Consider the following 23,125-nt stretch of genomic DNA (forward strand, 5'->3'; position numbering starts at 1 on the left):
TGGGAAGTGGCCACGCAGGAAGGTCCGACGGTGACCTCGGGGGACATCGCCAGGCTCGCGGGGGTCGGCCGGGCCGCGGTGAGCAACTGGCGCCGCCGTTTCGGCGACTTCCCGGGGCCGGTCGGCGGCACCGCGTCGAGCCCGCTGTTCTCCCTGGCGGAGGTCGAGGCCTGGCTGCGGGCGCAGGGCAAGCTGGAGGAGCTTCCGGAGGACGAGCTGCTCTGGCAGCAGGTGCGCAACTCGGCCGACGACCTGCGGCTGCTCTCCCTCGTCAGCCGGCTCGCGGCGGCCGTCGCGCACCGCAGGCTCAGGACGCTCCTGGAGGCCGGGGACGCCGAGATCGCCGACGCGCTGCCCGACCTGGTCGTGGGCGACGAGGACGTCCCGCTGATCCGCGCCGCCGCTGCGCTCGCCGAGGTCCGCGGCCCCGAGGAGACCGTGGAGTTCCTCTACACCCGCTACGCCCAGGCCCACGCGCGCCGCGTCCAGGCGGTCTCCCCGGAGGTCGCCGACCTCATGGCGGCGTTCGTCGAGCCCCGGGCCGCCGAGGTGTTCGATCCGTCGTGCGGGCACGGAGGACTGCTGATCGCCGCCGGCGACCCCGGAGCGGTCCGGGCGGTGGGGCAGGAACGCGACGGCGACGCCGCCCGGCTGGCGGGCGCCCGGCTGGCGGTGCGCGGCATCACCGCCGACATCAGGCGGGGCGACGCCCTGACCGGTGACGCCTTCCCGCTGCTGCAGGCCGACGCCGTACTGTGCAGCCCGCCGTTCAGCGAGCGCGGCTGGGGATACGAGGAACTGGCGGGCGACCCGCGCTGGCAGTACGGCCTGCCCCCGCGGGGGGAGTCCGAGCTGGCCTGGGTCCAGCACTGCCTGGCCCACGCCCGGCCGGGCGGGCAGGTCATCGTCCTGATGCCGCCCGCCGCGGCCGGCCGCAGGTCCGGCCGCCGGATCCGCTCCCGGTTCATCCGGACGGGCGCGCTGCGCGCGATCGTGGCCCTGCCGCCGGGGTCGGCCCCCCAGTCCGCGATGCCGCCCCATCTGTGGCTGCTCCGCCGGCCCGACGACGGCGACCCGATCCCGACGCACGTGCTGATGATCGACGCCACCGAGTCGCGGGACTCGGCGGTGCCGGCCTGGCGGTCCTTCGTGGAGGACCCGCGGCGCGAGACGGCCGGCAGCCGCGCGGTCCCGGTCATCGACCTGCTCGACGAGGACGTCGACCTCACCCCGGCCCGCCACCTGGCCCGCCCCGCCGCGGTCGCCGGCGGCGTCGGCAGGACCGTGGACGAGCTGCTGGCGGCCGTCGCCGAGCTGACCCGGCTGCTCCCCTCGGTCACGGAGACGCCGCACAGGCCTCTTGTGGCCGTCCCCCTGAGCGAGCTGGCGAGGACGGGCGCGCTGAGCGTCGTCCAGACGCCGGGGCGGATGGAGACCGGCCGGGGTGAACTGGCGCTGCTGACCGCGGAGGACCTGATCCTGGGACGGGCCGCCACGGGCAGGGGAGCGGACGGGCCCGGCCTGGTCGTCGCCGGACCCGGCGACGTCGTCGTCCCCGCCACGGGACGCGCCCCGGCCGCCGCGGTGGTCGAGGAGGAGACGGCGCTCGGCCCCCACCTGCTCCTCATCCGGCCGGACCCCGGTTCCTTCGATCCCCACTTCGTCGCCGGGTTCCTGCGGGCCTCGGCCGCCCGGGCGGCGGGCTCCGCCCCGTCCGCCTCCCGCCCGGACGCGCGGCGGATGCGGCTGCCCCGGCTGCCCCTCGCCGAGCAGCGGCGCTACGGGCAGCTCTTCCGCGAGCTGGACCTCTTCGCCGACGCGCTCCGCCGTACCGGCGAGGCGGGCGAGCTGCTCCGCGGGCTCGTCCTGGACGGCCTGGTCGACGGCGACCTGCGGCCGGACCCGAGCGGCTGACTACGATGTGGCCGTGATCATCGAAGAACGGCCCCTGTCGGACGAGGCCCTGTCCGCTCTGGTCGCGGCGGCCTTCGCGGAGCTGGTCGCCAAGTACGGCCCCGAGGGCCGGTCCGGGGTGCACCCCCGGGCGCGCTTCCTCGTCGCGGTGAGCGGGGACCGCGCCGTCGGCTGCGGCGCGGTGCAGCCGGTGGACGAGGCGACGGGCGAGGTCAAGCGGATGTACGTCGCCCCCGGACACCGCAGGCGCGGCGTCGCCCGCTCGCTGCTGGAGGCGCTGGAGGACCTGGCCCGGTCGCAGGGGCACACGGTGCTCCGCCTGGCGACCGGGCACCTGCAGCCGGAGGCCCTCGCGCTCTACCGGAGCTGCGGTTACCGGCCGATCCCGCCCTACGGGAAGTACGTCGAGGAGCCCACCACGCACTGCCTGGCCAAGCGGTTGTGACCGCCGGCGGGGCCCGGGCGGGGCGGGCGGCTCAGCCCGGTCCGGTGGCGGCGGCGGTGTAGCGGTCCTCGACGAGCTCCCGCACGCGCCTCCTGGCCTCGGCCGCGGAGTCGCCGGGCTCCCGCTCGACCTCGGCCACCTCCGCCGCCAGCTCCTCGTCCTTGACCTGCTCGGCGATCCACCGCGAGTAGTCGCCCCGGCGCAGGTGGTGGTTCCAGGTGTCGTCGTCGACGCCGTCGGCGAGCCTGCAGAACACGGCGAGGTTCTCGGCACGCAGGTTCAGCGCCCCGTGCGGACCCCGGAAGTAGAAGCTCTTGGCCTCCCCGAGGTCCCCGATCGCGTACTTGCGGCGGTGCCTCTGGCGCTCCTGCCGGGGCGGGGTCAGCTCCACCCGGAGCGGCTCGGCCGGCGGCTGCCAGAGCAGCAGGTGCCCCGTCGGCAGGTCCGGGAAGTCCTCCGGGGGCAGGATCTGACCGGTGGCGGCGGCGAAGGTGCCGAGCGCGTCGCCGGGGGACTCGCCCACCACGGCGATCGCGTTCAGGGTCTGCAGCACCGGTCCGCTGACCGCCGCCGGATGCACGGTGACCATCAGCAGCGCGCCCGCCTCCCGCAGCAGGCTCACCGACTCCAGGCCGAACCCGTCGGGCATCATGTGGTGGGCCTCGTCGACCACCAGCCAGTGCGGGTGCCCGTGGCGGGCCCGGAGCGCCGACAGGCGGGGCAGGAATCCCTCGAAGAAGCCCGGCCGGTCGTCGAGGGACACCCCCAGCAGGTTGACCACCACGCTCTCCCCGGGCTCCTTCAGCACCTGGACGATCTCGTCCTCGGTGGGGGCGCGGCGGCCGTCGCCGAGCACGACCGCGCCCTCGATCCCCTCGATGTAGTCGCCCTCCGGGTCGATCAGGCAGAACTGGTACCCCGCCTCGGCGATGCGTTCCAGCAGCGCGGCGGTGACGGTGGACTTGCCGCTGTGCGAGGGGCCGGCGATCAGCAGCCGCAGGCCGTACGGGGAGAACCGGAGCTCGCCGTCCTCGACGGTGCCCAGCAGCAGGTGGTGCCGGTCCACGTCGACCTCGGACAGGTCGGTCTCGACGATCCGGCCGGCCAGCTCGGCCACCCCGGCGCCCCGCTCGCCCTCGGTCACCAGGTCGCAGCGCTCCTTGACGGCGGGGAGCGCGTTGGACACCGCCGCCGCGCACTCGCAGGCGACCAGGAACGCGTGGTCGTTCTCCGCGTCGCCCACCCCCACCGTGCTGTGCGCCGAGAGGCCGAGCTCCGCCAGCGCGGCGGCCAGGCCGCTGGCCTTGTTGACACCCGAGGGCAGGATCATGACCGCGCCCTTGTTGAAGATCATCTGCATCTCCAGGCCGAGCTCCTGGATCGCGTGCAGGACGGTGTCGCCGTGCGGCTCCCGGGTGGCCACGATCACCGAGCCGACGCTGAGCGGCTCCACGTCCCGCTCGCGCAGGAGCTCGACGAGCCTCGCCGGAGGGGCCTCCGCCAGGGGCGTGCTCGTCTGGTCGGCGGGGCGGTAGAGCACGGCCCCGTTCTCGGCGACGACCCGGTCGAACAGGTCCAGCCGGGGGAAGACCCGCAGGAGGTCCTCCAGCTCCCGCCCGGTGACCATGATCAGCTGCCGTCCGGAGCGTACGAGGCGCTCGAGCGCGGCCACGGTGCCGTCGTCGACGCGGCCCTCGGCGGCCAGGGTCTCGTCGTAGTCGCAAGCCAGGGCGTGATAGCGCATGTCGGATCGGGTACCCGGATCCGACGGCGGCATCGTCTGGAACGGGTGAATTCCTGAGCCGGAAGACTTGAACGTCGCCGGATCCGCCGCGCCGGGGACCCCTTCTCAGGCGGGCACGGGGGACCTGCGGTTCGGGACCCGTTCCAGCCAGGTCAGGCACCGCCACAGCCACTCCACCGGGCCGTACCGGAACCGCGCCAGCCACCACCGGCTGAAGGCGACCTGGGCGGCCAGCACCGCCACCGCCAGGGCCGGCACCGACAACCGGGTCGGATCGGCGACCAGCAGCGGCAGCGCGCCCAGGATGGCCACCGTGCTGAGCAGGTAGTTGGTCAGGGCCATCCGGCCGAGCGGGGTGAGGGCCCGCATCAGCAGGTCGCGCAGGCGGGTGCGCAGGAGCAGCAGCAGCCCGGTGCCGTAGGCCGCCGAGCAGGCCACCCCGCTGGCGGTGTACGCGCTCCGGAAGAACAGCAGGCCCCCCGTGGAGGAGGCGATCCACAGGTAGACGAGCCCTCCCGCCAGCACCGTGCTGACCACGAAGGCGGGCGCCAGCAGCCGCTCGGAGAGCGGGAACTCCATCGCGGCCATGCCCAGCAGGAACAGCCCGCTGACCAGGGCCCCGCCACCGCCGTGGCCGACCCCCCAGACGGTGGCGCCGACCCCGGCCAGCAGCACCATCAGGTCCGGCAGGAACGACGCGGGCAGCAGCACCATCGCGCCGAACCCCGCGTACGGCAGGAGCACCTCGTCCGGGTTCACCAGCCGGTGCGCCGCGCCGAAGCAGGCCAGCACGGCCAGCCTGCGCAGCAGGACCAGGCGGGGGTGCTCCGACCGGTCCCCGGCGGAGCGGAGGAACAGCACGAGGCTCATCCCGAACAGGAACGAGAAGATCGGGAAGAACTTGGCCTGGAAGAGGCTGTCGACGACCCAGTCGACGGAGTTGCGCGCCGGGTGCTCCAACCGGTCGCACGTGTGCTGCCAGGTGTTGACCACCATGATCCCGCACAGCGCGAAACCGCGGAGCGCGTCCAGCTCGTGGAGTCTGCGGGGCGCCGAGGGACCCCGCTCACCGGCCATACGACGGAGACCGTTACGGAATGCAGTCACGCGAGCACCGTATAGCCGACGATCGCCGGGAAACGGGGAAGCACGCCGTGCCTTGCCTGACTCTGTGCCGACCACCGGCGGTCCGGTGCGGAGGCTTCCCGCGGTCGTCCGTGCCCTCCCGTGCCCCCCCTGCGGGGACCGGCCGCCGGGGCGCGGTCATCGCTTGGGGAAGGGCCAGGCGTTGGGGCGGCAGCCGTACAGGGACTTGGTCTGCTGGAGCATGACCGGGGCGCGCCGGCCCGGTCCGGGGCAGGGCACGTGGCCGTGTCCCAGCCCGTGGCCGACCTCGTGGTTGACGACGTACTCGCGGTAGGAGGCGACATCACCGCGGTAACCCGGCACGCCCCGGTTCCACCGGACCGCGTTGATCACCGCCTGCCTGCCGTTCCAGCAGGACAGCGTGCCCTGGGTGCGCAGCGGCAGGCAGCGGCGGTCGGTCAGGGCCGGGCTGGACAGCGAGACGCGGAGCTTCGCCGGGCCGCGGGACACCCGCTTGAACCGGAAGCCCCAGCCCCGCGGGTCGTTGAGGATCCGGTGCACCTCGTCGGCGAACTCCTGCGGATCGAACGGGAGCCCGCGCTCCACCTCGACGACGTACCGGACGACCTTTCCCTGGCGCCGCGGCGGAGGCGCGGCCCCGCCGGGCACGACCGCGTAACGGCCGCTCGCGGCCCTGGGCACCCGAACCTTCTCCGGCTGCAGCCGCCCGTTGGCCAGCAGGCGGGTCCGCTGCGCCTCGGGGGCGGGCTCGGGCGGGGGAGTGGGCGTGGCGACCGCCGGGGGCGTCGCTGTCGGCGTCGCTGTCGGCAGGGCCGTCCGTGAGGCCGCCGGCGGTGTCGTCGGTGGGGGCGTCGGTGGGGGCGTCACCGCGGCTGGGGGCACCGGCGTCCCCGGAGGCGGGGGAGGAGGTCCGGACAGGGCCCCGGGAGAGGGGGCGGGCTCGGGGAGGGGCAGGGCTGCGACCGCGCTTCCGCCGGCCAGGAGCATGGACAGGCAGCCGAAAACGAGCAGCCACGAACGAGGCCTGCGCAGCTGATTATCTATGTTCCCGGGCATAGGGCACAAACCCTATTGCCCCTCGGGTACCACCGAAAACACCGGTAACGGGCGTGTCGGAAAGGGCCCGTAGAACGGGACGGCGACCGCCCGGAGAGGGCGGTCGCCGTCGTCGTGCGTCCCGCTCGGCGCGGGCGGAGACCTCGGTGGCAGGTCTCGGGAGTGCCTAGTGCGGGCAGGAGGAGCGGTACTCCTCGATCTGCGTGCTGCGTCCCGGGGCGGGGCACAGGAACTGGTCGTAGCGGAGGTCGTCGTCGACGAAGCGCTTCATCCACGCGATGCTGTACTTGGCGAGCGTGCTGTTGGAGCTGTTCGGCGCGAAGTGGCTGGCGCCGTTGAGCTCCAGGTAGGCCTTCTCCGGAGCGGAGGACAGGCTGTTGTAGAACGGCTCGGAGTGCGAGCCCACCGGGGCGACCGAGTCGTTCTCGGCACCGATGATCATCGTCGGGACCCGGACGTTCCCCCAGGACTTGTCCGTGTGCCACGGGGTGAGCGGGATGGCCGCCTGCAGGGACGGGCGGCTCTCGGCCGCCGCGAGGGTGCCGCCGCCGCCCATGGAGTGGCCCGTGACGCCGATGCGGCCGGCGTCGAGCCGGCTGCGGACCGTGAGACTGCTCTCCTCCGCCAGGTGGTCGGCCGCGGCCAGGATCTGCCGGCCCCGGCTGTCGGGCTGGTCGTAGCGGGTGATGGTGTCGATGTTGAAGACCACGAAGCCGTGCGAGGCGAGCCGCTCGGCGAGCCAGGCCATGGTGGACCTGCTCGCGGTGTAGCCCGGCGCGACGATGACGCCGCCGAAGGTGCCCTGGCTGGTGTCGGTCGGGTAGTAGATCGTCCCGCCGCCGAAGCCGCTCGCGGCGAGGGAGGAGACGGTGGTGCTGGAGACCCTGAACGGGCCGCGGGAGGACTCGAGGCTGGAGCTGGTGGGGTCCGGGCCGCGCTCGTAACCGGCGGCGGCGTGGGCGGCGGGGGCGACCGCGCCGGCGCCGCCGACGAGGGCCAGCGCCAGCGCCAGCTTGGTGAGGGTCCGGGCCCGGCGGTTCACGGGGGTCGGGGGGTGTGACTGCACGTCGGTTGCTCCCTGCTCGTAGGAGGGGAACCGGGTGACGGCGTCCGCGCCGGCAGCCGTCCGGTACGGAGCCGCCGGGGGCGGCCGCTCCGTGCCGTGGGGGGTTCCGCTGTTCCCCTCGAAACGTTGACAGGAAGTACTGTCGCGCTGTCAGGCACTGTGATGCATCGGTGAAATCACCTATCCAGTCCGAAACCGGGGAGATCGCCCCCTTTTTTCCGGGTCTCCGATTCGTTCGCCCGCTTTGGTCAACTGCCGGACCGCGGTGCCGATAGGGAGGAGCCAGATCTCACGGAAGGACCACCTCCATGCGCCAGCCACCGCGCTCGACGCTCCGGCGATCCCCGCACCGGGGCGGTGCCGAAAGCCGGGCCACGCGAGGCTGGCTGGTGTACCTCCTGGTCGGCGGCCTGCTGGCCGTGGCCTCCCCGCTGCTGCCCGCCCTGCCGGCCGTACTGGCCCAGGCGGGGGTGCAGGGGGCGACGGTGCTGGTCATGGTCGTCATGATCCGGCGGCACGGGCTGAGCCGCCTGTGGCCGTGGCGGATGGTCATCGTCGCCGCCCTCTCCGCCTGGCTGGCGACCGCGCTGGGCTGGGCGGTCGGCTGGACGTGGCTGAAGATCCCCCAGTTGCTGCACTTCTACAACCTCTTCACCCTCTTCGCCTACCTGCTCGGGCTCGCCGCGCTGGTGCTGCTGAGCCGGCGCGGCGGCGGATCGCCCAGATCGGCGCTGCTGGACGCGGGCATCATCACCGTGGGCGCCGCCATGCCCGCGTGGACCTTCCTGCTCCATCCCCTGCTGCACGGCGTCCACCGGGTGGACACCGATCTGGTGTTCACCGTCTCCACGCCCGTCATCGACCTGTTCATGCTGGGACTGGCGGCGCGGCTGGCGCTCGGCAAGGGGCGGGCGGCCTGGCTGGTCCTGATGAGCCTGGCCTACGGCATGGTGTTCGTCTCGGACAGCAGCCACCTGCTCAACCTGGCCGCGGGCCGCCCGGACGGCGCGCTGACCCTGGTCGCCTGGATGGCGTGGCCGGTCCTGATCGGCAGCGCGGCGCTCCACCCCAGCCTCGGGGGAGCCGCGGAGATCGTGACGCCCGAGGTCGGCAACCGGGTGCGGGTGACCACGTTCCTGGCGCTGACCGTGATCAGCCCGCTGGTCTCGGTGGCGGGGCTCAGCCTGGCCGGCGAGGGCTTCCCCGGCCGGTTCCACGCCGAGCTGGTGATCACCGGGCTGACCGTCCTGCTCGCGGTCCTGCTGGTGGTGCGCCTCAACCTCGTCGCCAGGCTGGCCGAGGCACGCGCCGTCGAGCTGGACCGCCAGGCCGAGCAGCTCACCGCCCAGGCGGACGAGCTGTCGGCCGCGCTGCGCCGCCAGGACGTGCTCCAGCGCCGCCTGGCCCACCGCGCCGCGCACGACCCGCTCACCGGGCTGGCCAACCGAACCCTGCTCGGCGAGGTCTTGCAGGACGCGATCACCGCCCACGCCGCCCGGCCGGACACGCCCCCGCCCGCGCTGCTCCTGCTCGACCTGGACGGTTTCAAGGACGTCAACGACACCTACGGCCACCCGGTCGGCGACAGGCTCCTGACCATCGTGGCCCGCCGCCTGCGCGGCCTGATCATCGGCGACCAGGTCCTGGCCCGGCCCGGCGGCGACGAGTTCGCCGTCGTGCTGCCGGACGCCACCGTCGAGGAGGCCCTCTCCACGGCGCAGCAGGTGCTGACCGCCGTGCAGGCCCCCTACCGCCTGGGCGAGCGCGAGCTGTACCTGACGACCAGCATCGGCGTGCTGGCCGAGGTCCCGATGGAGGGCGCCTCGGAGGCGCTGCGCGACGCCGACCTGGCCCTGTACGCGGCCAAGTCCGCGGGCAAGAACCAGGTCACCGTGTTCGACAGCGCGCTGCGCGCCGCCCGGCTGGAGCACACCCGGCTCGCCACCGGCCTGCGGCACGCCCTGGCCCGGGAGGAGCTCGCCCTGGTCTACCAGCCGGTCGTCGACCTGGCCACCGGTGACATCCGCAAGGTGGAGGCCCTGCTGCGCTGGACCCCGGCGGGCGGGTCCCCGGTCCGCCCGGACGTGTTCATCCCCATCGCCGAGGAGACGGGCCTAATCATCGACATCGGCCTGTGGGTCCTGGAGCAGGCCTGCGCCGACGCCCGCCGCTGGCACGAGGACCACGGCATCACGGTGGCCGTCAACGTCTCGGGCCGCCAGCTGCGCGACGAGTCCTTCAGCGACGCCGTGCTGGAACTGCTCGACCGGCACGAGCTGCCCGAGCACGCGCTGACCCTGGAGATCACCGAGAGCATGCTGCTGGCCACCACCGCCGCCGAGACCCGGCGTATCGTGGAGGTCCTGGCGGGGCTGCGCGCCCACGGGGTGCGCATCGCGCTGGACGACTTCGGCACCGGCTACTCCTCGCTGGCCTACCTGCGCACCCTCCCGGTGGACATCCTCAAGATCGACCGGTCGTTCACCACCCCGCTGACCGAGGCCGACCACCACCGGACCCGCGCCTTCACCAAGGCGATCCTGGAGCTCTCGGCCAGCCTGGGGCTCAGCACCGTCGTGGAGGGCGTCGAGTCGCGCGACCAGGCCGACGTGCTGCAGCAGATGGGCTCCCCGCTGGCCCAGGGCTACCTGTTCTCCCCGCCCGTGCCGCCCGCGCGGATCGACGACATGCTGCGGGTCACACCGTGGAAGAACGCGGCCTGACCGCGGCGGCCCGTGCGGCCGGGGTCCGTGCGACCGGGGTCCGCGCGGCGGGCGGGGGCGCCGCGTCCGCCTACGGGATCGGCGCGACCCGGGCCGTCTCCCCGCCCCGGGCGCCCCGGGTCTGGAAAGCGGTGATCTTCAGGACCACCGCGGCGGCCAGGGCGGCGCAGATCAGAGTCGGGGCGGCGAAACCGATCTCGATCCTGGTCGCCGCGAGGTAGGCCTCCAGGTCGTCGCCGTCCGCGAAGGTCCGGTAGGCGAAGCCGGACATCACGATGCCGATCAGCCAGAACAGCCACCACGCCCGGACCGGCCCCGCACGCCGGGCGGTGTGCGGGGTGGCGTGGCCCAGCCCGCGGCGACCGCCGGTCGCCGCGGGCTTCCGCGGGTTGGGCAGGGGTTGACGAAATGAAAACCATTGCCATTATCATTACACGTCCCGGCCGCCCGAGAGGAACCCCACGGCCGGAAAGGCACCCCGCCCCGTGATCGGACTCCGGTCCGGCGCGGGCACCGCCCGCGCCCGCGTGACCCGCGAGAACCTGCGGAACGGTCCCGACCGGCTCGCCCGCGCAAGTACGACCCCGTCATCCGCAAGCACGTTCTCCTCAAGGAGGAGCGATGAAAAAGGGCCTCCCACCCGACTGCCGCCCCGGTCCGTCGATACGCACGGCCGGAGGGGACGGCACGGCCCATCTGCTGCTGATCGAGAGCTGGGTGGGGGCGATGAGCACGCTGCTGCCCCGCGCCATCCTCGATGCGGGGCACCGGTTCACCTTCCTCACCCGCGACCTGCACCATTACCTGCGCGCCGCGCCGAGCGCGCGCTCGCATCCGCTGCTGGCCGCCGACAACGTGCTGACCGCGGAGACCAACGACCTGCCCGCGCTGCTGTCCCAGGTGGAGCGCTTGCACGACGCGCTCGGCTTCGACGGCGTCCTGTCCTCCTGCGACTACTACCTGCCCGCCGTGGCCGAGGTCGCGGCGCGCCTGGGGCTGCCCGGTCCCTCCCCGGAGGCCGTGCGGCGGGCCTGCCGCAAGGACCTCACCCGCGCCACCCTGCAGGACGCCGGGGTCCCGGGCCCGCGGTTCGCACCGGTCTCCTCCTGGGAGGAGGCCGTGCGGGCCGCGGCCGATCTGGGCTACCCCCTGGTGGTCAAACCGGTCGACCTGTGCGCCGGGATGTACGTGCGCAAGGTGCACGACCCGGCCGAGCTGCGCACGGCCTTCCTCGCCCTGGGGGAGTTCCCCGTCAACGCGCGCGGTCAGCTGCGGACACCGGTCGTGCTGCTGGAGGAACTGCTCACCGGGCCGGAGGTCAGCGTCGAGACGGTCAGCGCGGACGGTGACGTCCACGTGGTGGGGGTGACCGGCAAGAGCCTGGCCGGCGAGCCGTGGTTCGTCGAGAGCGGCCACGTGTTCCCCGCCGCGCTGGAGGCCGGCCTGGCCGGGCAGGTGGCGCGGACCGCGGTGGCCGCCGTGCAGGCGCTGGGCCTGGACCGGGGAGTCGCCCACACCGAACTGCGGCTCACCCCGGACGGCCCGGCGCTGATCGAGGTCAACCCGCGCCCCGCCGGCAACCGGATCACCGAGCTGGTCCGCCGGGTCACCGGCGTCGACCTGCCGATGGTCCACGCCCGGCTCGCCGCCGGGCAGCGGCCGGATCTGACCCCTGCCGACACCGGGGTGCGCAGCGCGGCCATCGCCTTCCTGCTGCCCGAGCACGCGGGCCGGATCGCCGCCGTGCACGGCACCGACGGGCTCGCCGCCGCCCCGGACGTCGTCGACTGGTCCGTCAAGCCCGCCGGGCACCGGACGGGCGAGCCCACGAGCAACAACCACTACCTCGGCCACGTCATGGTGACCGACACCTCCGGCGGCGGTGCCGGGGCACGGGCACAGGAGCTGGTCGCAGGCCTGAAGGTCGAGTACGAGCGGTGAACCTGACGACGCTCACCAAGCGGGCCCTCGCCGGAGAGCTGGGCCCCGACCCCGCCCGGGAGCGGGTCAGCACCGCCTTCACCACGCGGCAGGGAGTGCGGCACGACTCCCGCGGCCGCACCTACCGCAACCAGGTGATCAGCCTGCGGGTCGGCCGGGCCGTGGGCTCCTGCGCGGTTGAGCCCGGCGAGGTCGCGGACGGGACCGTCGAGGAGTGCGCCGGCGCCGCGGTCGCCGACCTGCTGGCCCATCCGGCGCCGCCGGTCCGGGTGGCCGCGCTCGACGCCTACCTGATGTCGGCCCGCCCCCACCGGGGCGAGCGGGTCACCGTGCCGGCCGGGACGTCCCTGGAGAAGTCCCTGGCCCGGGCGGCGGCCGTGGTCGAGCTGCTGCCCGGCGGCGCGGACCGGGTCCTCGTGGTCGGCGTGGTCAACTCGTTGCTGCACCGCCTGCGTGAGCGGGGCGTCCGCTACGTCCCGTGCGATCTGAAAGGCGGCTCGACCGAGTGGGGCGAGCCGGTGACCGCCGACGCCGCCGCCGCCCTCGACGGCTGCGACGCCGTGCTCGCCTCGGGGATGACCCTGGGCAACGGGAGCTTCGAGACCCTCTTGGACCACGCCCGCGTGCACGGCAAGCCCCTGGTGATGTTCGCCCAGACGGGCAGCGCGATCCTGCCGCACTTCCTCGGCGCGGGTGTCACCGCGGTGTCGGCGGAGCCGTACCCCTTCTTCTGGCTCGACGGCGGCGACACCGTCCTCTTCCGCTACCGGGAGCAGGCATGAACGACCTGCTGGCCCTGGTCGGCCGGACGCCCCTGGCCCGGATCACCGCCCCGCTGCCCCACCCGCACGGCGGGTTCTGGGCGAAGCTGGAAGGCCTCGGCGTCGGCGGGATGAAGGCCCGTTCCGCCGTCTCCATGCTCACCGCCGCCCGAGCCCGCGGCGAGCTGCGTCCCGGCGCCCCCGTCGTGGAGTCCACCAGCGGGACGCTCGGGATCGGGCTGGCCTTCGCCGGTCAGTGCCTGGGGCATCCCGTGGTGCTGGTGGTCGACGACGAGCTCGAGCCGGCCATGCGCACCCTCCTGCGCGCGTACGGCGTGCGCCTGGAGGTCGTGGACCGCCCGCACCCGCGGGGCGGCTGGCAGCAGGCCCGGCTGGACCGGCTGCGCGAGCTGCTGGAGCGGCTCCCCGGGGCGTACTGGCCCGACCAGTACAACAACCCCGACAACCCCGGCGGGTACGCCTCGCTGGCGCGGGAGCTGGCCGAACGGCTCGGCCACGCCGACGTGCTGGTGTGCAGCGTGGGCACCGGCGGGCACAGCGCCGGGATCTTCCAGGGCCTGCGCCGGTACTGGCCGGGACTGCGGCTGGTCGGGGTGGACACGGTGGGCTCCACCGTCTTCGGCCAGCCCGCGCGCCCCCGGCTCATGCGCGGCCTGGGCAGCAGCATCCACCCGCGCAACGTGGCCTACGAGCTGTTCGACGAGGTGCACTGGCTGGGCCCGGTCGAGGCCGTCGACGCCTGCCGCAGGCTGGCCCGCGAATCCTTCGTCACCGGCGGGTGGAGCACCGGCGCGGTCGCCCGGGTCGCCGCGTGGACGGCGCGTCGGGAGGCCGGCGCCGTCGTGGTCGCGGTGTTCCCCGACGGGCCGGACCGCTACCTGGGCTCGATCTTCGACGACGAGTACTGCCGGGCCCGCGGCCTGCTGGGGCGGCCGGAGGACCGGCCCGTGGAGATCGCGCATCCGCGTGCCGTCGAGGTGTCCGGCTGGGCCCGCTGCCGCACGGTGGCCGACCCCCTGCTCGCGGAGGTGCCCGCGTGAGGCTCACCTGGACCGTGACGCCACTGGTGCTGCGCGAGCCGCTGCGGATCTCCAGGTCGGTGATGGCCCGCCGGGACGCCGTCCAGCTCACCGTGGCGCACGAAGGACTGCGCGGCCACGGGGAGGCGGTGACCAGCGTCCACCACCGGCTCGACGTCGAGCGGATCACCGGCCTGCTGCGGCGGCTGCGCCCGGCGCTGGAGGAACTGCCCGGTCCGGAGGAGGCCCTGGCGGCCGTCCCCGGTCTCCTGCCCGGTGCTCCCGGCGTGCTCGCCGCCGTGGACGCGGCCCTGCACGACCTGGTCGGCAAGCGGCGCGGCCTGCCGGTCCACGCGCTCTGGGGACGGCGGTGGTCCGAGACCGCGACCGCCTGCACCGTGGGCATCGGCCAGGACCCCGCCCCGGTCCTCGGCCGCGGCTTCCGGCTGATCAAGATCAAGCTGGGCGGCGGAGACGACGTCGCGCGGGTCCGCGCGATCCGTCGCGCCGCCCCCGGTGCCCGGCTGCTCCTGGACCCCAACGGGGCGTGGACGGCCGAGCAGGCGGTGCGGATCCTCGACGAGGTCGCGCCGCTGGAGGTCGAGGCCGTCGAGCAGCCGGTCGCCCCCGGAAACGTGGACGACCTCGCCTGGGTGGCGGCGCGCTCGGCGATCCCGGTCGTCGCCGACGAGGACGCCCGGACCCTGCGGGACGTGGAGAACCTGCGGGGCGCCGTCCACGGCGTCAACGTCAAGCTCGCTGAGTGCGGCGGCCTGACGGCCGCCCGGCGGATCGTCGGCTTCGCCCGCCGCCACGGCCTGCACGTCATGCTCGGCTGCCAGGTGGCCAGCAGCCTGGGCATCGCACCCGCCGTGCACCTGGTACCGGCGGCCCGCTGGGCCGATCTGGACGGCCACCTGCTGCTAGCCGAGGACCCGTGGACCGGCATCGGCGGGCACGACGGCGTGCTGCGGCTGAGCGGAAGGCCCGGGCTGGGGGTGCGGGCCGCATGAGAGGGCTCTCGTGGACCGTGCGGCTGCTGCTGGTCAACCAGTTCGGCGTCAACACCGGCTTCTACCTGCTCGTTCCCTACCTCGCCGGCCACCTCACCGGGAGCCTCGGCCTGTCCGCCGCGGTGACCGGCGTCATCCTGGGAGTGCGCAACCTCAGCCAGCAGGGACTGTTCCTCATCGGCGGCTCCGCCGCCGACCGGCTCGGCGCTCGAGGCGTGATCATCGCGGGCTGCGCGCTGCGCACCGTCGGATTCGCCCTGTTCGCGTTCGGCACCACGGTGCCGCTGCTGCTGGCGGCCGCCGTGCTCAGCGGGCTGGCCGGCGCCCTGTTCAACCCGGCCGTCCGCGCCTACGTCGCCGTGGCGGCTCCCGACAAGGCCAGGGCGTTCGCGCTGTTCAACGTGTTCGCTCAGGCGGGAGCGCTGTGCGGGCCGGTGCTGGGCGGCGTGCTGCTGCTGGTGGACTTCCGGGCCGCCGCGCTCACCGCGGCTGCGATCTTCGCGGTCCTGACCGTCGCCCAGGCGTTCGTCCTGCCCGCGCGCGAGGTGCCGCCCAGCGGCTCGTCGGTGCTGGGGGACTGGCGGCGCTGCCTGGCCGACCGGCGCTTCCTCGCCTTCACCCTCGCGCTCAGCGGCATGTTCGCGCTGCAGAACCAGCTCTACCTGGTGCTGCCGCTGGCCGCAGAGCAGGCGACCGGTACGGCGGGTTCGGTGGCGCTGCTGTTCCTGGTGTCCACCGTGGCGACCCTGCTCTTCCAGCTGCGGGTCACCCGGCGGCTGGAGGCGGCGACGAGCCGGGGCCGCGCGATGGCCTCGGGCCTGGCCGTGATGGGGGCCGGGTTCCTCGCCCCCGCCCTGCTGCCGGGCATCGTCCCGGTGCTGGTCGCGGTGCTGGCGCTGGCCTTCGGCGTGATGATGGCGCAGCCGTTCGTGTACGAGCGGATCGGCCACTTCGGCGGCGAGTCGCTGGCCGGCACCTACTTCGGCGTGTTCTACCTGGTGTCGGGGGTGGTCGCCGCCGCCAGCACCGCGCTGGTCGGCTGGGCGGGCGCGGCCGGGGCCGCCGTGTGCGCGGCGATCGGGCTGGGCTGCGCGGCGGCCGTGCTGGTCCAGGAACGGCGTACGGCGGTGCCGGCGTGAACTTCCTGACCGACAACCCCGCCCTGTACGAGGCGCAGTTCCCCGACCCGGAGCACAGGGCCGCCCGGTTCCTGGACGAGCAGGTACGGCGCTTCGGCGGCGGGAGAAGCCTCCTCGACGTCGGCTGCGGTACGGGCCGCGACGCGGGCCACCTGGCCGGCCTCGGCTACGACGCCACCGGGATCGACGTGTCCGAGGCGATGCTGGCCTACGCGCGCGAGCACCACCCGAAGGCGACGTTCGCCCGCGGCGACATGCGCGACTTCGCGCTCGACCGCCGCTTCGACGTGGTGACGTGCCTGGACAGCGCGATGCTGTACTGCCACACCAACGCCGACCTGGCCGCGTTCCTGGGCCGCTGCCGCGCGCACCTGCGCCCCGGCGGCCTGCTGATCGCCGAGATGCGCAACGGCGCCCACTTCCTCACCCACCCGGTCCCGGAGCCCTTCACCCGCACCGTCACCTACGCGGGCGTCGTCTACACCTCCCGCACGGAGCTGCGGCTCGACCACGCCGCCCAGCTGCTGCGGCGCCGCCGCCGTTGGCGATGGCCCGGCGGGGAGCCGCTGGAGCAGCACTCCGCCTGGCGGCTGCTCTTCCCCCAGGAGCTCGCCTACTTCCTGACCGTCGCCGGGTTCGAGGTCCTCGACCTGTTCGACCGGCCAGGCCCCCGGGCGGAGCCGCACGACGGCCCGCCCCTGTCCGCCGACCGACTCCACCTCATCGCCCGACTCGCGAAGGACCCACACCATGCGTGACCGTCTCAGCCGCCGCGGCTTCCTCGGCCTGACCGCCGGAGCCGCCCTGCTCGCCGGATGCGGCACCGGCACCGCCACCACCTCCTCCGGGTCCCCCGGTGGCGGCTCCGGCGGGAGACTGCGCGCCGTGTTCGCCGGCGGCGGCGCCACCGAAGTGCTGGATCCGCACCTGGCCAACCTGTTCAACGAGGCCGCACGCGCCAAGGCCCTCTACGACAAGCTCGCCGATCTCGGCCCGGACGTCTCCCCGCAGCCCCGCCTGGCCGAGAAGTGGGAGCCGAACGCCGACTTCACCGTCTGGCGGATCACCCTGCGGCAGGCGCACTTCCACGACGGGCGGCCGGTGCGCGCCCGGGACGTGCTGGCCAGCTACGCCCGCATCGCCGACCCGGGCAGGACCTTCCGCGCCAAGTCCAGCCTCGCACTCATCGACCTGCCCGGCAGCCGGGCCGTCGGCGACCGCACGGTCGAGTTCCGGCTCAAGCGGCCGTTCGCGGAGTTCCCCAACGTGCTGGCCGCGTTCGGCACCTACATCGTCCCCGAGGGGACCACGGACTTCAGCGAGCCGGTCGGCTCGGGCCCGTTCTCCTTCGTGTCGTGGAAGCCGGGCAGCTCCGTGCTGCTCAAGCGCAACCCGGACCACTGGGACGGCGCGCCGTACATCGAGGAGCTGGAGTTCCTCATCGCCAACGAGGAGTCCGCGCGGATCAACGCGCTGCTGGGCGGGCAGGTCGAGTACGCGCACGACCTCAGCCCGGCCTCCGCCCGCCAGTACGAGGGGCGCGTCACGGTCGTGCGCGCGCCCAACAGCGCGATGCAGGCGTTCGCGATGAAGACCGACCGCGCCCCGTTCGACGACCGGGACCTGCGCGAGGCGCTGTTCCTGCTCACCGACCGGCAGCAGCTGGTCGACGCGGTCATGCCCGGTGCCGGGCAGATCGGCAACGACCTGTTCGGCAAGGGCTACCTGCACTACGCCGAGGACATCCCCCAGCGTACGTTCGACCTCGACAGGGCGAAGGCGCTGATCAGGAAGGCCGGAGCCGAGGGCCTCACCGTCGAGCTGACCACCTCCACCGCCGCCGCCGGCTTCGTCGAGGCGGCCACGGTCTTCGCCGGCCAGCTGCGCGCCGCCGGGCTGAAGGCCGTCATCGCCAGCGGCAGCAAGGACACCTACTGGGCCGACATCCTCACCAAGGGCTCCATCGCCAGCTTCCGCTCCGGGGCCATGCCGATCGAGACCCACATCGCGCAGCGGCTGCTGTCGGCCTCGACGACCAACGCCACCAGGTGGGCGCGGCCGGAGTTCGACGCGCTCTACGAGACGGCCGTCTCGGCGCGCGACGCCGCCGATCGGGAGGCCGCCTACCTGAAGATGCAGCAGATGCTGCACGCCGAGGGCGGGTTGCTGGTGTGGGGTTTCGCCGACTGGATCGTCGCGACCTCGCCGAAGGTGAGCGGCGTGCAGGCGGCACCCGCCAACACCCTGGACTGGGCCCGGTTCGACAAGGTGAGACTGGGGTGAACCTGACCCGCTACGCCGCGCGGCGGCTGGCGGTGGGCGCCGTGCAGGTCGCCGCGGTCACCGGCCTGGTGTTCCTGATGACCGAGGCGCTGCCGGGCGACGCCGCGGTGGTGCTGGCGGGCGACCAGCCGGATCCGGCGCGGATCGCACAGATCCGCGCCGAGCTCGGCCTGGACCGCCCCCTCGCCGAACGCTTCACCGCGTGGGCCGCCGGGATGGCGCGGGGCGACTTCGGCGCGTCACTGGTCTCCGGCCGCCCGGTCGCCGAGATCGTGCTGGACGCGCTGGCCCCCACCGCCGTGCTGGCCGGGCTCACCCTGCTGCTCCTGATCCCGCTCTCGGTCCTGCTCGGGGTGGCCGCCGCGCTGCGCGAGGGCGGCAGGCTCGACCGGGCGCTGACCGCCGCCGGCGCCGCGCTCTACGCGGTCCCGGAGTTCGCGCTGGCCATCGTGCTGGTCGCGGTCTTCGGCGTGGCGCTGGCGTGGCTGCCGCCGACCGGGCTCGGCGGGCTCACCGCCGCCACCCTGGTGCTGCCGGTGACGGTGCTGCTGGTCCGGCCCGTCTGCTCCACCGGACGGCTGATCCGCTCCACGATGATCGACGTGCTGGCCGCGCCGTACGTGCGGCACGCACGGCGCCTGGGACTCGGCCGGTTCGCGCACGCGCTGCCCAACGCGCTCGCACCCGCCGTACAGCACCTGGCCCGCACCGCCGACTGGCTGCTCGGCGGCGTCATCGTGGTGGAGGCCGTCTTCGTCATCCCCGGCCTGGGCAGCGCGCTGGCCGACGCGGTCGGTCAGCGCGACCTCCCCGTCCTGCAGGGGCTCGCGCTGCTGTTCGCCGCCACGACCGTCCTGGTGAACCTGCTCGCCGACGTCGCGGCCTTCCGGCTGGCGCCCCGCGCATGAGACTGCTCCTGCTGGCCGTCCCGCTGGCCGTCGCCCTGGCCGGACCGTGGTTCGTCCCCGTCGAGCTGGTCCACGGCGTCTCCTACACCGATGCGGGCCTGCTCGGCACCGACTTCGCCGGACGCGACGTGTGGCACCAGGTGCTGCTGGGCGGGCGGTCCCTGGTGCTGACGGCCGTGCTCGCCACCGCCGGCGCCTACCTGCTGGGCACCGGCTGGGGCCTGGTCGCGGCGGGTGCGCCCCGGATGGCCGACGACGCGCTGATGCGGCCGCTGGACGTGCTCATGTCGGTGCCCTCCCTGCTGCTGCTCCTGGTGGCGGCGGCTCTGGCCCCGGGCGGAGCGCTCGGCTGGATCGTCCTGCTGATCCACCTGCCCGACATCGCCCGGCTGGTCCGCGCCTGCGCGCTGGAGATCGGCACCCGGCCCGCCGTGGAGGCCATGCGGCTGCAGGGCGAGAGCCGGTGGCGGATCACCACCGGGTTCGTCGTGCCCGCCATGGCCCGCGTGCTCGCCACCGACGCCGGCACCCGGCTGACCGGGTCGCTGTACCTCGTCGCCGCCGCGAGCTTCCTCGGCGTCGGCGTGCCGCCGGACGCCGCCGACTGGGCGGTCATGGTCGACCGCAACCGGGGCGGGCTCTTCCTCAACCCCTGGGCGGTCCTCGCTCCCGCCCTGCTGATCGTGATGCTCGCCGTCGGGCTGAACCTCACCGCCGACCGCGCACTGAGAAAGGCGGCACCGTGATCGACGTCGACGGGCTGACGGTCGCCGTCCCCGGCCGGACCCTGCTGGACGGGGTCGGTCTCACCCTGCCCGCCGCGGAGACGCTGGCCCTGGTCGGCGCGTCCGGCAGCGGCAAGACGACCACCGCGCTCGCCCTGCTCGGCGAGTATCCGCCCGGCGCCCGCGTCACCGGCCGCGTCAGCGTGGCCGGGCGCGAGGTCACCCCCGCGCAGCCTCCGCCGCCCGGGACCGTCGCCTTCATCCCGCAACACCCCTCCGCCGTGCTCAACCCGGTGCTGCGCATCGGGACCGTGCTCCGCCAGGTCGCGGCACGGCACGGCGGCGACGTCCGCGACGCCCTGCACCGGGCGCGGCTCCCCGGTGATCGCGCCTTCCTGCGGCGCTTCCCCCACCAGCTGTCCGGCGGCCAGCAGCAGCGGCTCGTCCTGGCGCACGCGCTGCTGACCGGCCCGTCCGTGATCGTCGCCGACGAGCCCACCACCGGCCAGGACGCCGTCACCCGGGCCGAGGTCGCCGCCGAGCTGTCCGGGCTCGGTGTCGCCGTCGTCCTGCTCAGCCACGACCTCGACCTGGTGCGGGAGCTGGCCGACCGGGTCGTCGTGCTCAAGGACGGGCGGGTCGTGGAGTCCGGGCCCGCGGTGCTGGACGCCCCGCGCAGCGACTACGCCAGGGCGCTGGTCACCGCACGGCCCCGCGCGGCGGCCGCCCGCAGAGACCTGCGCGCGGAGCCGCCGCTCCTCCAGGTCGCGGGTCTCGGCACAGAGGTCCTGCGCGAGGTGGACCTCGACGCCGCCCGCGGTGAGCGGCTGGCCGTCGTCGGCCGCTCGGGCAGCGGGAAGACGACCCTCGCCCGCTGCATCGCCGGCCTGCGCTCCTGGACGTCCGGGACCGTACGGCTGGCCGGCCGGCCGCTGCCGCGCTCCCCGCGCAGGCGCGGCCGCGCCGACCTGGCCCGCGTGCAGTACGTCTTCCAGGACGCCCGGGCCTCGTTCGACCCCCGGCGCGCCGTCGTGGAGCAGGTCGCCAGGACCGCGGTACGGCTCCGCGGCCGGACCGCCCCCGCCGCGCGCGAGGAGGCGTTCGCGAGCCTGGCCTCCCTGGGGCTGGACCACCAGGCCGCACTGCGGCGCCCGGACACGCTGTCCGGGGGCGAGCTCCAGCGCGCCGCCCTGGCCCGCGCCCTGCTCGCCCGTCCCGATGTGCTGATCTGCGACGAGATCACCTCCGGGCTGGACCCCGTCACCCAGGCGGAGGCCCTCGACCTGCTCACCGGCCTCGACCTGACCCTGATCGTCATCAGCCACGACCTGCCCGTGGCCGCGCGGATCGCCGACCGGGTCGCGGTCGTCCACGAGGGGCGCCTGGTCGAGCACGGCCCGTCCGGCCAGGTGCTCAATCACCCCTCCCACCCCGTCACCCGTGCCCTCACCGGCCTGACTGGGGAGTCCTCCCGCGCCGCCGGTGATCCGCCCCGCCCCCGGACCGTCCACTCCGAGATCCCCCGTTGAGCCGGCCCTGAGAGGCGCGGCGGACTTCTGCGGCTCCCGCGGCCTGGGTGCGGTCACGACGAGGCCGGTGCCGCCGCGCCGGCCGCCAGGGCCGCCTGCACGATGCGGAGCGCCTCACCCGCGTCGAGGCCGATGCTGGCGATCACGGCCGCGTAGTCGGCGGCGGCCCGGCGGGCCCGCTCCCGGCCCTCCTCGCCGGCGGCCGACACGAACGAGCCCGCCCGCCCGCGCGTCTCGATCAGCCCCGCCTCCTCCAGCTCCCGGTAGGCCCGGCCGACCGTGTTGACGGCCAGGCCGAGGTCGGCCGCCAGATGGCGGATGGTCGGCAGCCGGGCGCCCACGGCCAGCGTGCGGTCCTGGATCTGCCGGGCGAGCTGGGCCCGCAGCTGCTCGAACGGCGGGACCGGAGAGGCCGCATCGATGACGATCATCGGACGCTCACGACCCGCTGTGCCACCGTCGCGCTCGACGGCGTCCGGGCATGGAGCGCGACGAACACGGCCAGGCTCAGGAGCAGGTAGGCGACCGCGGAGGCGCCCCACCAGCCGGGCGCGGTGCCGAACAGCAGCACCATGGGCAGCGACCACTGCACGTTCGGCGTGGTGAGGACGCGGGCGTCCTCGACGCGCATGATGACGTCGGCGGTCAGCGACTCCTCGTCCTCCGCCACGACCGGGAACCTGAGCAGGTGGCGCAGCTGCAGGGCGGTGATGGCGGTCGCACCGAGCAGGCCGATCAGCAGGATGACGGCCAGCTGCCGCACGGTGGGGTCGGGAACGGCCAGGGCGCTCGCGGCGAGAGCCATCGCACCGGCGGACGTGGCGAGTGCGAAGACGGCGTACGGCAGGCCGAGCAGGGCCCGCCAGCCGGGCTGGATCGCATGGGCGGCCCGGCGCGACAGCGCCGCGCCCGCCCGCTGGTCGACGCGTCGCACCCACCGGTCGAGCAGCGACTGCGCCAGCAGCAGCCCGGCCACGAGCGCGGTCAGGGCCGGCAGCGAGGTCGGGTAGGGCGGCGGGAAGCCGCCGAAGCCGCCGAAGGCGGAAGTCGCGGCGAGCGCGCTCGCGAGAATCAGCACGGCCAGGATGACGTGAGCGGCGAGGCGGGCGCGATCCCGGACCGCCAGCCGGCTGGCCAGCAGCGGGGTCGGGCGGGCGTCGGCCAGGCCGTGCCGGGTCAGCCACGCGCCCGCCGACCGCAGATCGGCCGCCCGTGCCGGCGGGGGAGCGTCGGGTGAGGATTCACGGGTCATGGCGCCTCCTTTGTCGCAAGGTTTGTAGCAACATGGTGCGTCATAACTTGCGACAAAGTCAACGCCTCGCGGGCTCCCGTCGCCCGGGTGGCCGAGCTCCGGCTCGGCGGCCGGCACCGGCGGCAACGGGCGCGGGGTCTCAGGAAGCCGGTCCTGCGGTGGGCAGGCGGACGGTGAAGACGGTGCCGCCGCCCTGGCGGGGGGCGGCGGTGATGGTGCCGCCGTGCGCCTCGACGACGGCCTTGGTGACGGCCAGGCCCAGGCCGGTGCCCGTGATCCCGGACTCGACGGCGGTGGAGGCGCGGAAGAACCGGTCGAACAGGCGGGGGTACTCCTCGGCCGGGACGCCGATGCCGGTGTCGGCCACCGTCACCGTGGCTGTTCCGCTCTCGTCCGCCTTCCCTCCGTCACCGTCACCGCCGGCGGTGACGGTGACGGTCCCGTGCTCGGGGGTGTACTTGACCGCGTTGGACAGCAGG

21 protein-coding genes are annotated in these 23,125 nt (G+C 74.5%); 13 read left to right on the forward strand and 8 right to left on the reverse strand.

Annotation, left to right across the window (positions count from 1 at the left end):
* The first annotated feature begins 6 nt into the window (after nucleotides 1-6).
* Nucleotides 7-1,914: an N-6 DNA methylase gene (locus IEZ07_RS27865; RefSeq protein ID WP_204054639.1), complete on the forward strand. Its 1,908-nt coding sequence runs from the start codon at nucleotides 7-9 to the stop codon at nucleotides 1,912-1,914.
* 13 nt (nucleotides 1,915-1,927) lie between these two features.
* Nucleotides 1,928-2,359 carry a GNAT family N-acetyltransferase gene (locus tag IEZ07_RS27870; RefSeq protein WP_191897469.1) on the forward strand — a complete coding sequence of 144 codons (432 nt, stop codon included), beginning with the start codon at nucleotides 1,928-1,930 and terminating at the stop codon, nucleotides 2,357-2,359.
* Nucleotides 2,360-2,390: 31 nt separating this feature from the next.
* Here the strand turns inward: IEZ07_RS27870 and IEZ07_RS27875 are convergent, their stop codons facing one another.
* The 4 genes from IEZ07_RS27875 to IEZ07_RS27890 form a co-directional block, all read right to left on the reverse strand.
* Nucleotides 2,391-4,103 (reverse strand): HAD family hydrolase, encoded by a 1,713-nt coding sequence (locus tag IEZ07_RS27875; RefSeq protein WP_191897470.1) that lies wholly within the window; start codon nucleotides 4,101-4,103, stop codon nucleotides 2,391-2,393.
* A gap of 105 nt (nucleotides 4,104-4,208) precedes the next feature.
* Entirely contained in the window at nucleotides 4,209-5,210 is a 1,002-nt protein-coding gene (locus IEZ07_RS27880) for a DUF418 domain-containing protein (protein WP_204054638.1), read from the reverse strand.
* 156 nt (nucleotides 5,211-5,366) lie between these two features.
* Nucleotides 5,367-6,077, reverse strand: coding sequence for a DUF3152 domain-containing protein (locus IEZ07_RS27885; RefSeq protein WP_239320754.1), 711 nt, complete (start codon nucleotides 6,075-6,077; stop codon nucleotides 5,367-5,369).
* 355 nt (nucleotides 6,078-6,432) lie between these two features.
* Nucleotides 6,433-7,332: an alpha/beta hydrolase family protein gene (locus IEZ07_RS27890; RefSeq protein ID WP_204054637.1), complete on the reverse strand. Its 900-nt coding sequence runs from the start codon at nucleotides 7,330-7,332 to the stop codon at nucleotides 6,433-6,435.
* 308 nt (nucleotides 7,333-7,640) lie between these two features.
* Between IEZ07_RS27890 and IEZ07_RS27895 the strand changes: the two genes are divergently transcribed.
* A complete protein-coding gene (locus tag IEZ07_RS27895; RefSeq protein WP_191897472.1) occupies nucleotides 7,641-10,055 on the forward strand; it encodes a putative bifunctional diguanylate cyclase/phosphodiesterase in 2,415 nt (804 codons plus the stop codon).
* 70 nt (nucleotides 10,056-10,125) lie between these two features.
* On the opposite strand, the gene IEZ07_RS27900 is transcribed toward IEZ07_RS27895, so the two are convergent.
* On the reverse strand, nucleotides 10,126-10,452 hold the full coding sequence (locus tag IEZ07_RS27900; protein WP_191897495.1) for a DUF4328 domain-containing protein: 327 nt from the start codon (nucleotides 10,450-10,452) through the stop codon (nucleotides 10,126-10,128).
* A gap of 224 nt (nucleotides 10,453-10,676) precedes the next feature.
* Here IEZ07_RS27900 and IEZ07_RS27905 point away from each other — a divergent pair, with 224 nt between their 5' ends.
* From IEZ07_RS27905 to IEZ07_RS27950, 10 genes are read left to right on the forward strand one after another with little or no spacing between them, the layout of a single operon-like run.
* A complete protein-coding gene (locus tag IEZ07_RS27905) occupies nucleotides 10,677-11,996 on the forward strand; it encodes an ATP-grasp domain-containing protein (RefSeq protein WP_191897473.1) in 1,320 nt (439 codons plus the stop codon).
* Complete coding sequence (locus IEZ07_RS27910; RefSeq protein ID WP_191897474.1) at nucleotides 11,993-12,778, forward strand: Rossmann-like domain-containing protein; 786 nt, start codon at nucleotides 11,993-11,995, stop codon at nucleotides 12,776-12,778. The genes IEZ07_RS27905 and IEZ07_RS27910 overlap by 4 nt, the downstream gene beginning before the upstream one ends.
* Nucleotides 12,775-13,818, forward strand: coding sequence for a PLP-dependent cysteine synthase family protein (locus IEZ07_RS27915; RefSeq protein WP_191897475.1), 1,044 nt, complete (start codon nucleotides 12,775-12,777; stop codon nucleotides 13,816-13,818). Before IEZ07_RS27910 ends, IEZ07_RS27915 begins: the two co-directional genes overlap by 4 nt.
* Nucleotides 13,815-14,810 (forward strand): dipeptide epimerase, encoded by a 996-nt coding sequence (locus IEZ07_RS27920; RefSeq protein WP_204054635.1) that lies wholly within the window; start codon nucleotides 13,815-13,817, stop codon nucleotides 14,808-14,810. The genes IEZ07_RS27915 and IEZ07_RS27920 overlap by 4 nt, the downstream gene beginning before the upstream one ends.
* Nucleotides 14,807-15,949 (forward strand): MFS transporter, encoded by a 1,143-nt coding sequence (locus IEZ07_RS27925; protein ID WP_191897476.1) that lies wholly within the window; start codon nucleotides 14,807-14,809, stop codon nucleotides 15,947-15,949. The genes IEZ07_RS27920 and IEZ07_RS27925 overlap by 4 nt, the downstream gene beginning before the upstream one ends.
* Nucleotides 15,946-16,707 (forward strand): class I SAM-dependent methyltransferase, encoded by a 762-nt coding sequence (locus tag IEZ07_RS27930; protein WP_204054634.1) that lies wholly within the window; start codon nucleotides 15,946-15,948, stop codon nucleotides 16,705-16,707. The genes IEZ07_RS27925 and IEZ07_RS27930 overlap by 4 nt, the downstream gene beginning before the upstream one ends.
* Nucleotides 16,700-18,232: an ABC transporter substrate-binding protein gene (locus IEZ07_RS27935; protein WP_191897477.1), complete on the forward strand. Its 1,533-nt coding sequence runs from the start codon at nucleotides 16,700-16,702 to the stop codon at nucleotides 18,230-18,232. Before IEZ07_RS27930 ends, IEZ07_RS27935 begins: the two co-directional genes overlap by 8 nt.
* Nucleotides 18,229-19,140 (forward strand): ABC transporter permease, encoded by a 912-nt coding sequence (locus IEZ07_RS27940; RefSeq protein ID WP_204054633.1) that lies wholly within the window; start codon nucleotides 18,229-18,231, stop codon nucleotides 19,138-19,140. The genes IEZ07_RS27935 and IEZ07_RS27940 overlap by 4 nt, the downstream gene beginning before the upstream one ends.
* Nucleotides 19,137-19,886, forward strand: coding sequence for an ABC transporter permease (locus tag IEZ07_RS27945; protein ID WP_191897478.1), 750 nt, complete (start codon nucleotides 19,137-19,139; stop codon nucleotides 19,884-19,886). Before IEZ07_RS27940 ends, IEZ07_RS27945 begins: the two co-directional genes overlap by 4 nt.
* Entirely contained in the window at nucleotides 19,883-21,394 is a 1,512-nt protein-coding gene (locus IEZ07_RS27950; protein WP_191897479.1) for an ABC transporter ATP-binding protein, read from the forward strand. The genes IEZ07_RS27945 and IEZ07_RS27950 overlap by 4 nt, the downstream gene beginning before the upstream one ends.
* Nucleotides 21,395-21,447: 53 nt before the next feature.
* On the opposite strand, the gene IEZ07_RS27955 is transcribed toward IEZ07_RS27950, so the two are convergent.
* From IEZ07_RS27955 to IEZ07_RS27965, 3 genes are all read right to left on the reverse strand, one after another.
* The gene (locus IEZ07_RS27955; RefSeq protein WP_191897480.1) at nucleotides 21,448-21,825 is read right to left on the reverse strand and encodes a GntR family transcriptional regulator; all 378 of its coding nucleotides are present in this window, start codon (nucleotides 21,823-21,825) and stop codon (nucleotides 21,448-21,450) included.
* A complete protein-coding gene (locus IEZ07_RS27960) occupies nucleotides 21,822-22,646 on the reverse strand; it encodes a hypothetical protein (protein ID WP_191897481.1) in 825 nt (274 codons plus the stop codon). The genes IEZ07_RS27955 and IEZ07_RS27960 overlap by 4 nt, the downstream gene beginning before the upstream one ends.
* A 139-nt stretch (nucleotides 22,647-22,785) precedes the next feature.
* The coding region (locus tag IEZ07_RS27965; RefSeq protein WP_191897482.1) for a sensor histidine kinase at nucleotides 22,786-23,125 on the reverse strand (340 nt) is incomplete at its 5' end.

It is taken from the genome of Planomonospora parontospora, assembly GCA_014647935.1.
GTDB lineage: Bacteria > Actinomycetota > Actinomycetes > Streptosporangiales > Streptosporangiaceae > Planomonospora > Planomonospora parontospora.

What these genes read in the sequence shown, in the direction of transcription:
- IEZ07_RS27925 (WP_191897476.1), top strand. Translation starts at nt 14,807, where the DNA reads ATGAGAGGGCTCTCGTGGACCGTGCGGCTGCTGCTGGTCAACCAGTTC.
- IEZ07_RS27935 (WP_191897477.1), top strand. Translation starts at nt 16,700, where the DNA reads ATGCGTGACCGTCTCAGCCGCCGCGGCTTCCTCGGCCTGACCGCCGGA.
- IEZ07_RS27945 (WP_191897478.1), top strand. Translation starts at nt 19,137, where the DNA reads ATGAGACTGCTCCTGCTGGCCGTCCCGCTGGCCGTCGCCCTGGCCGGA.
- IEZ07_RS27960 (WP_191897481.1), bottom strand. Translation starts at nt 22,646, where the DNA reads ATGACCCGTGAATCCTCACCCGACGCTCCCCCGCCGGCACGGGCGGCC.
- IEZ07_RS27915 (WP_191897475.1), top strand. Translation starts at nt 12,775, where the DNA reads ATGAACGACCTGCTGGCCCTGGTCGGCCGGACGCCCCTGGCCCGGATC.
- IEZ07_RS27895 (WP_191897472.1), top strand. Translation starts at nt 7,641, where the DNA reads ATGCGCCAGCCACCGCGCTCGACGCTCCGGCGATCCCCGCACCGGGGC.
- IEZ07_RS27875 (WP_191897470.1), bottom strand. Translation starts at nt 4,103, where the DNA reads ATGCGCTATCACGCCCTGGCTTGCGACTACGACGAGACCCTGGCCGCC.
- IEZ07_RS27905 (WP_191897473.1), top strand. Translation starts at nt 10,677, where the DNA reads ATGAAAAAGGGCCTCCCACCCGACTGCCGCCCCGGTCCGTCGATACGC.
- IEZ07_RS27955 (WP_191897480.1), bottom strand. Translation starts at nt 21,825, where the DNA reads ATGATCGTCATCGATGCGGCCTCTCCGGTCCCGCCGTTCGAGCAGCTG.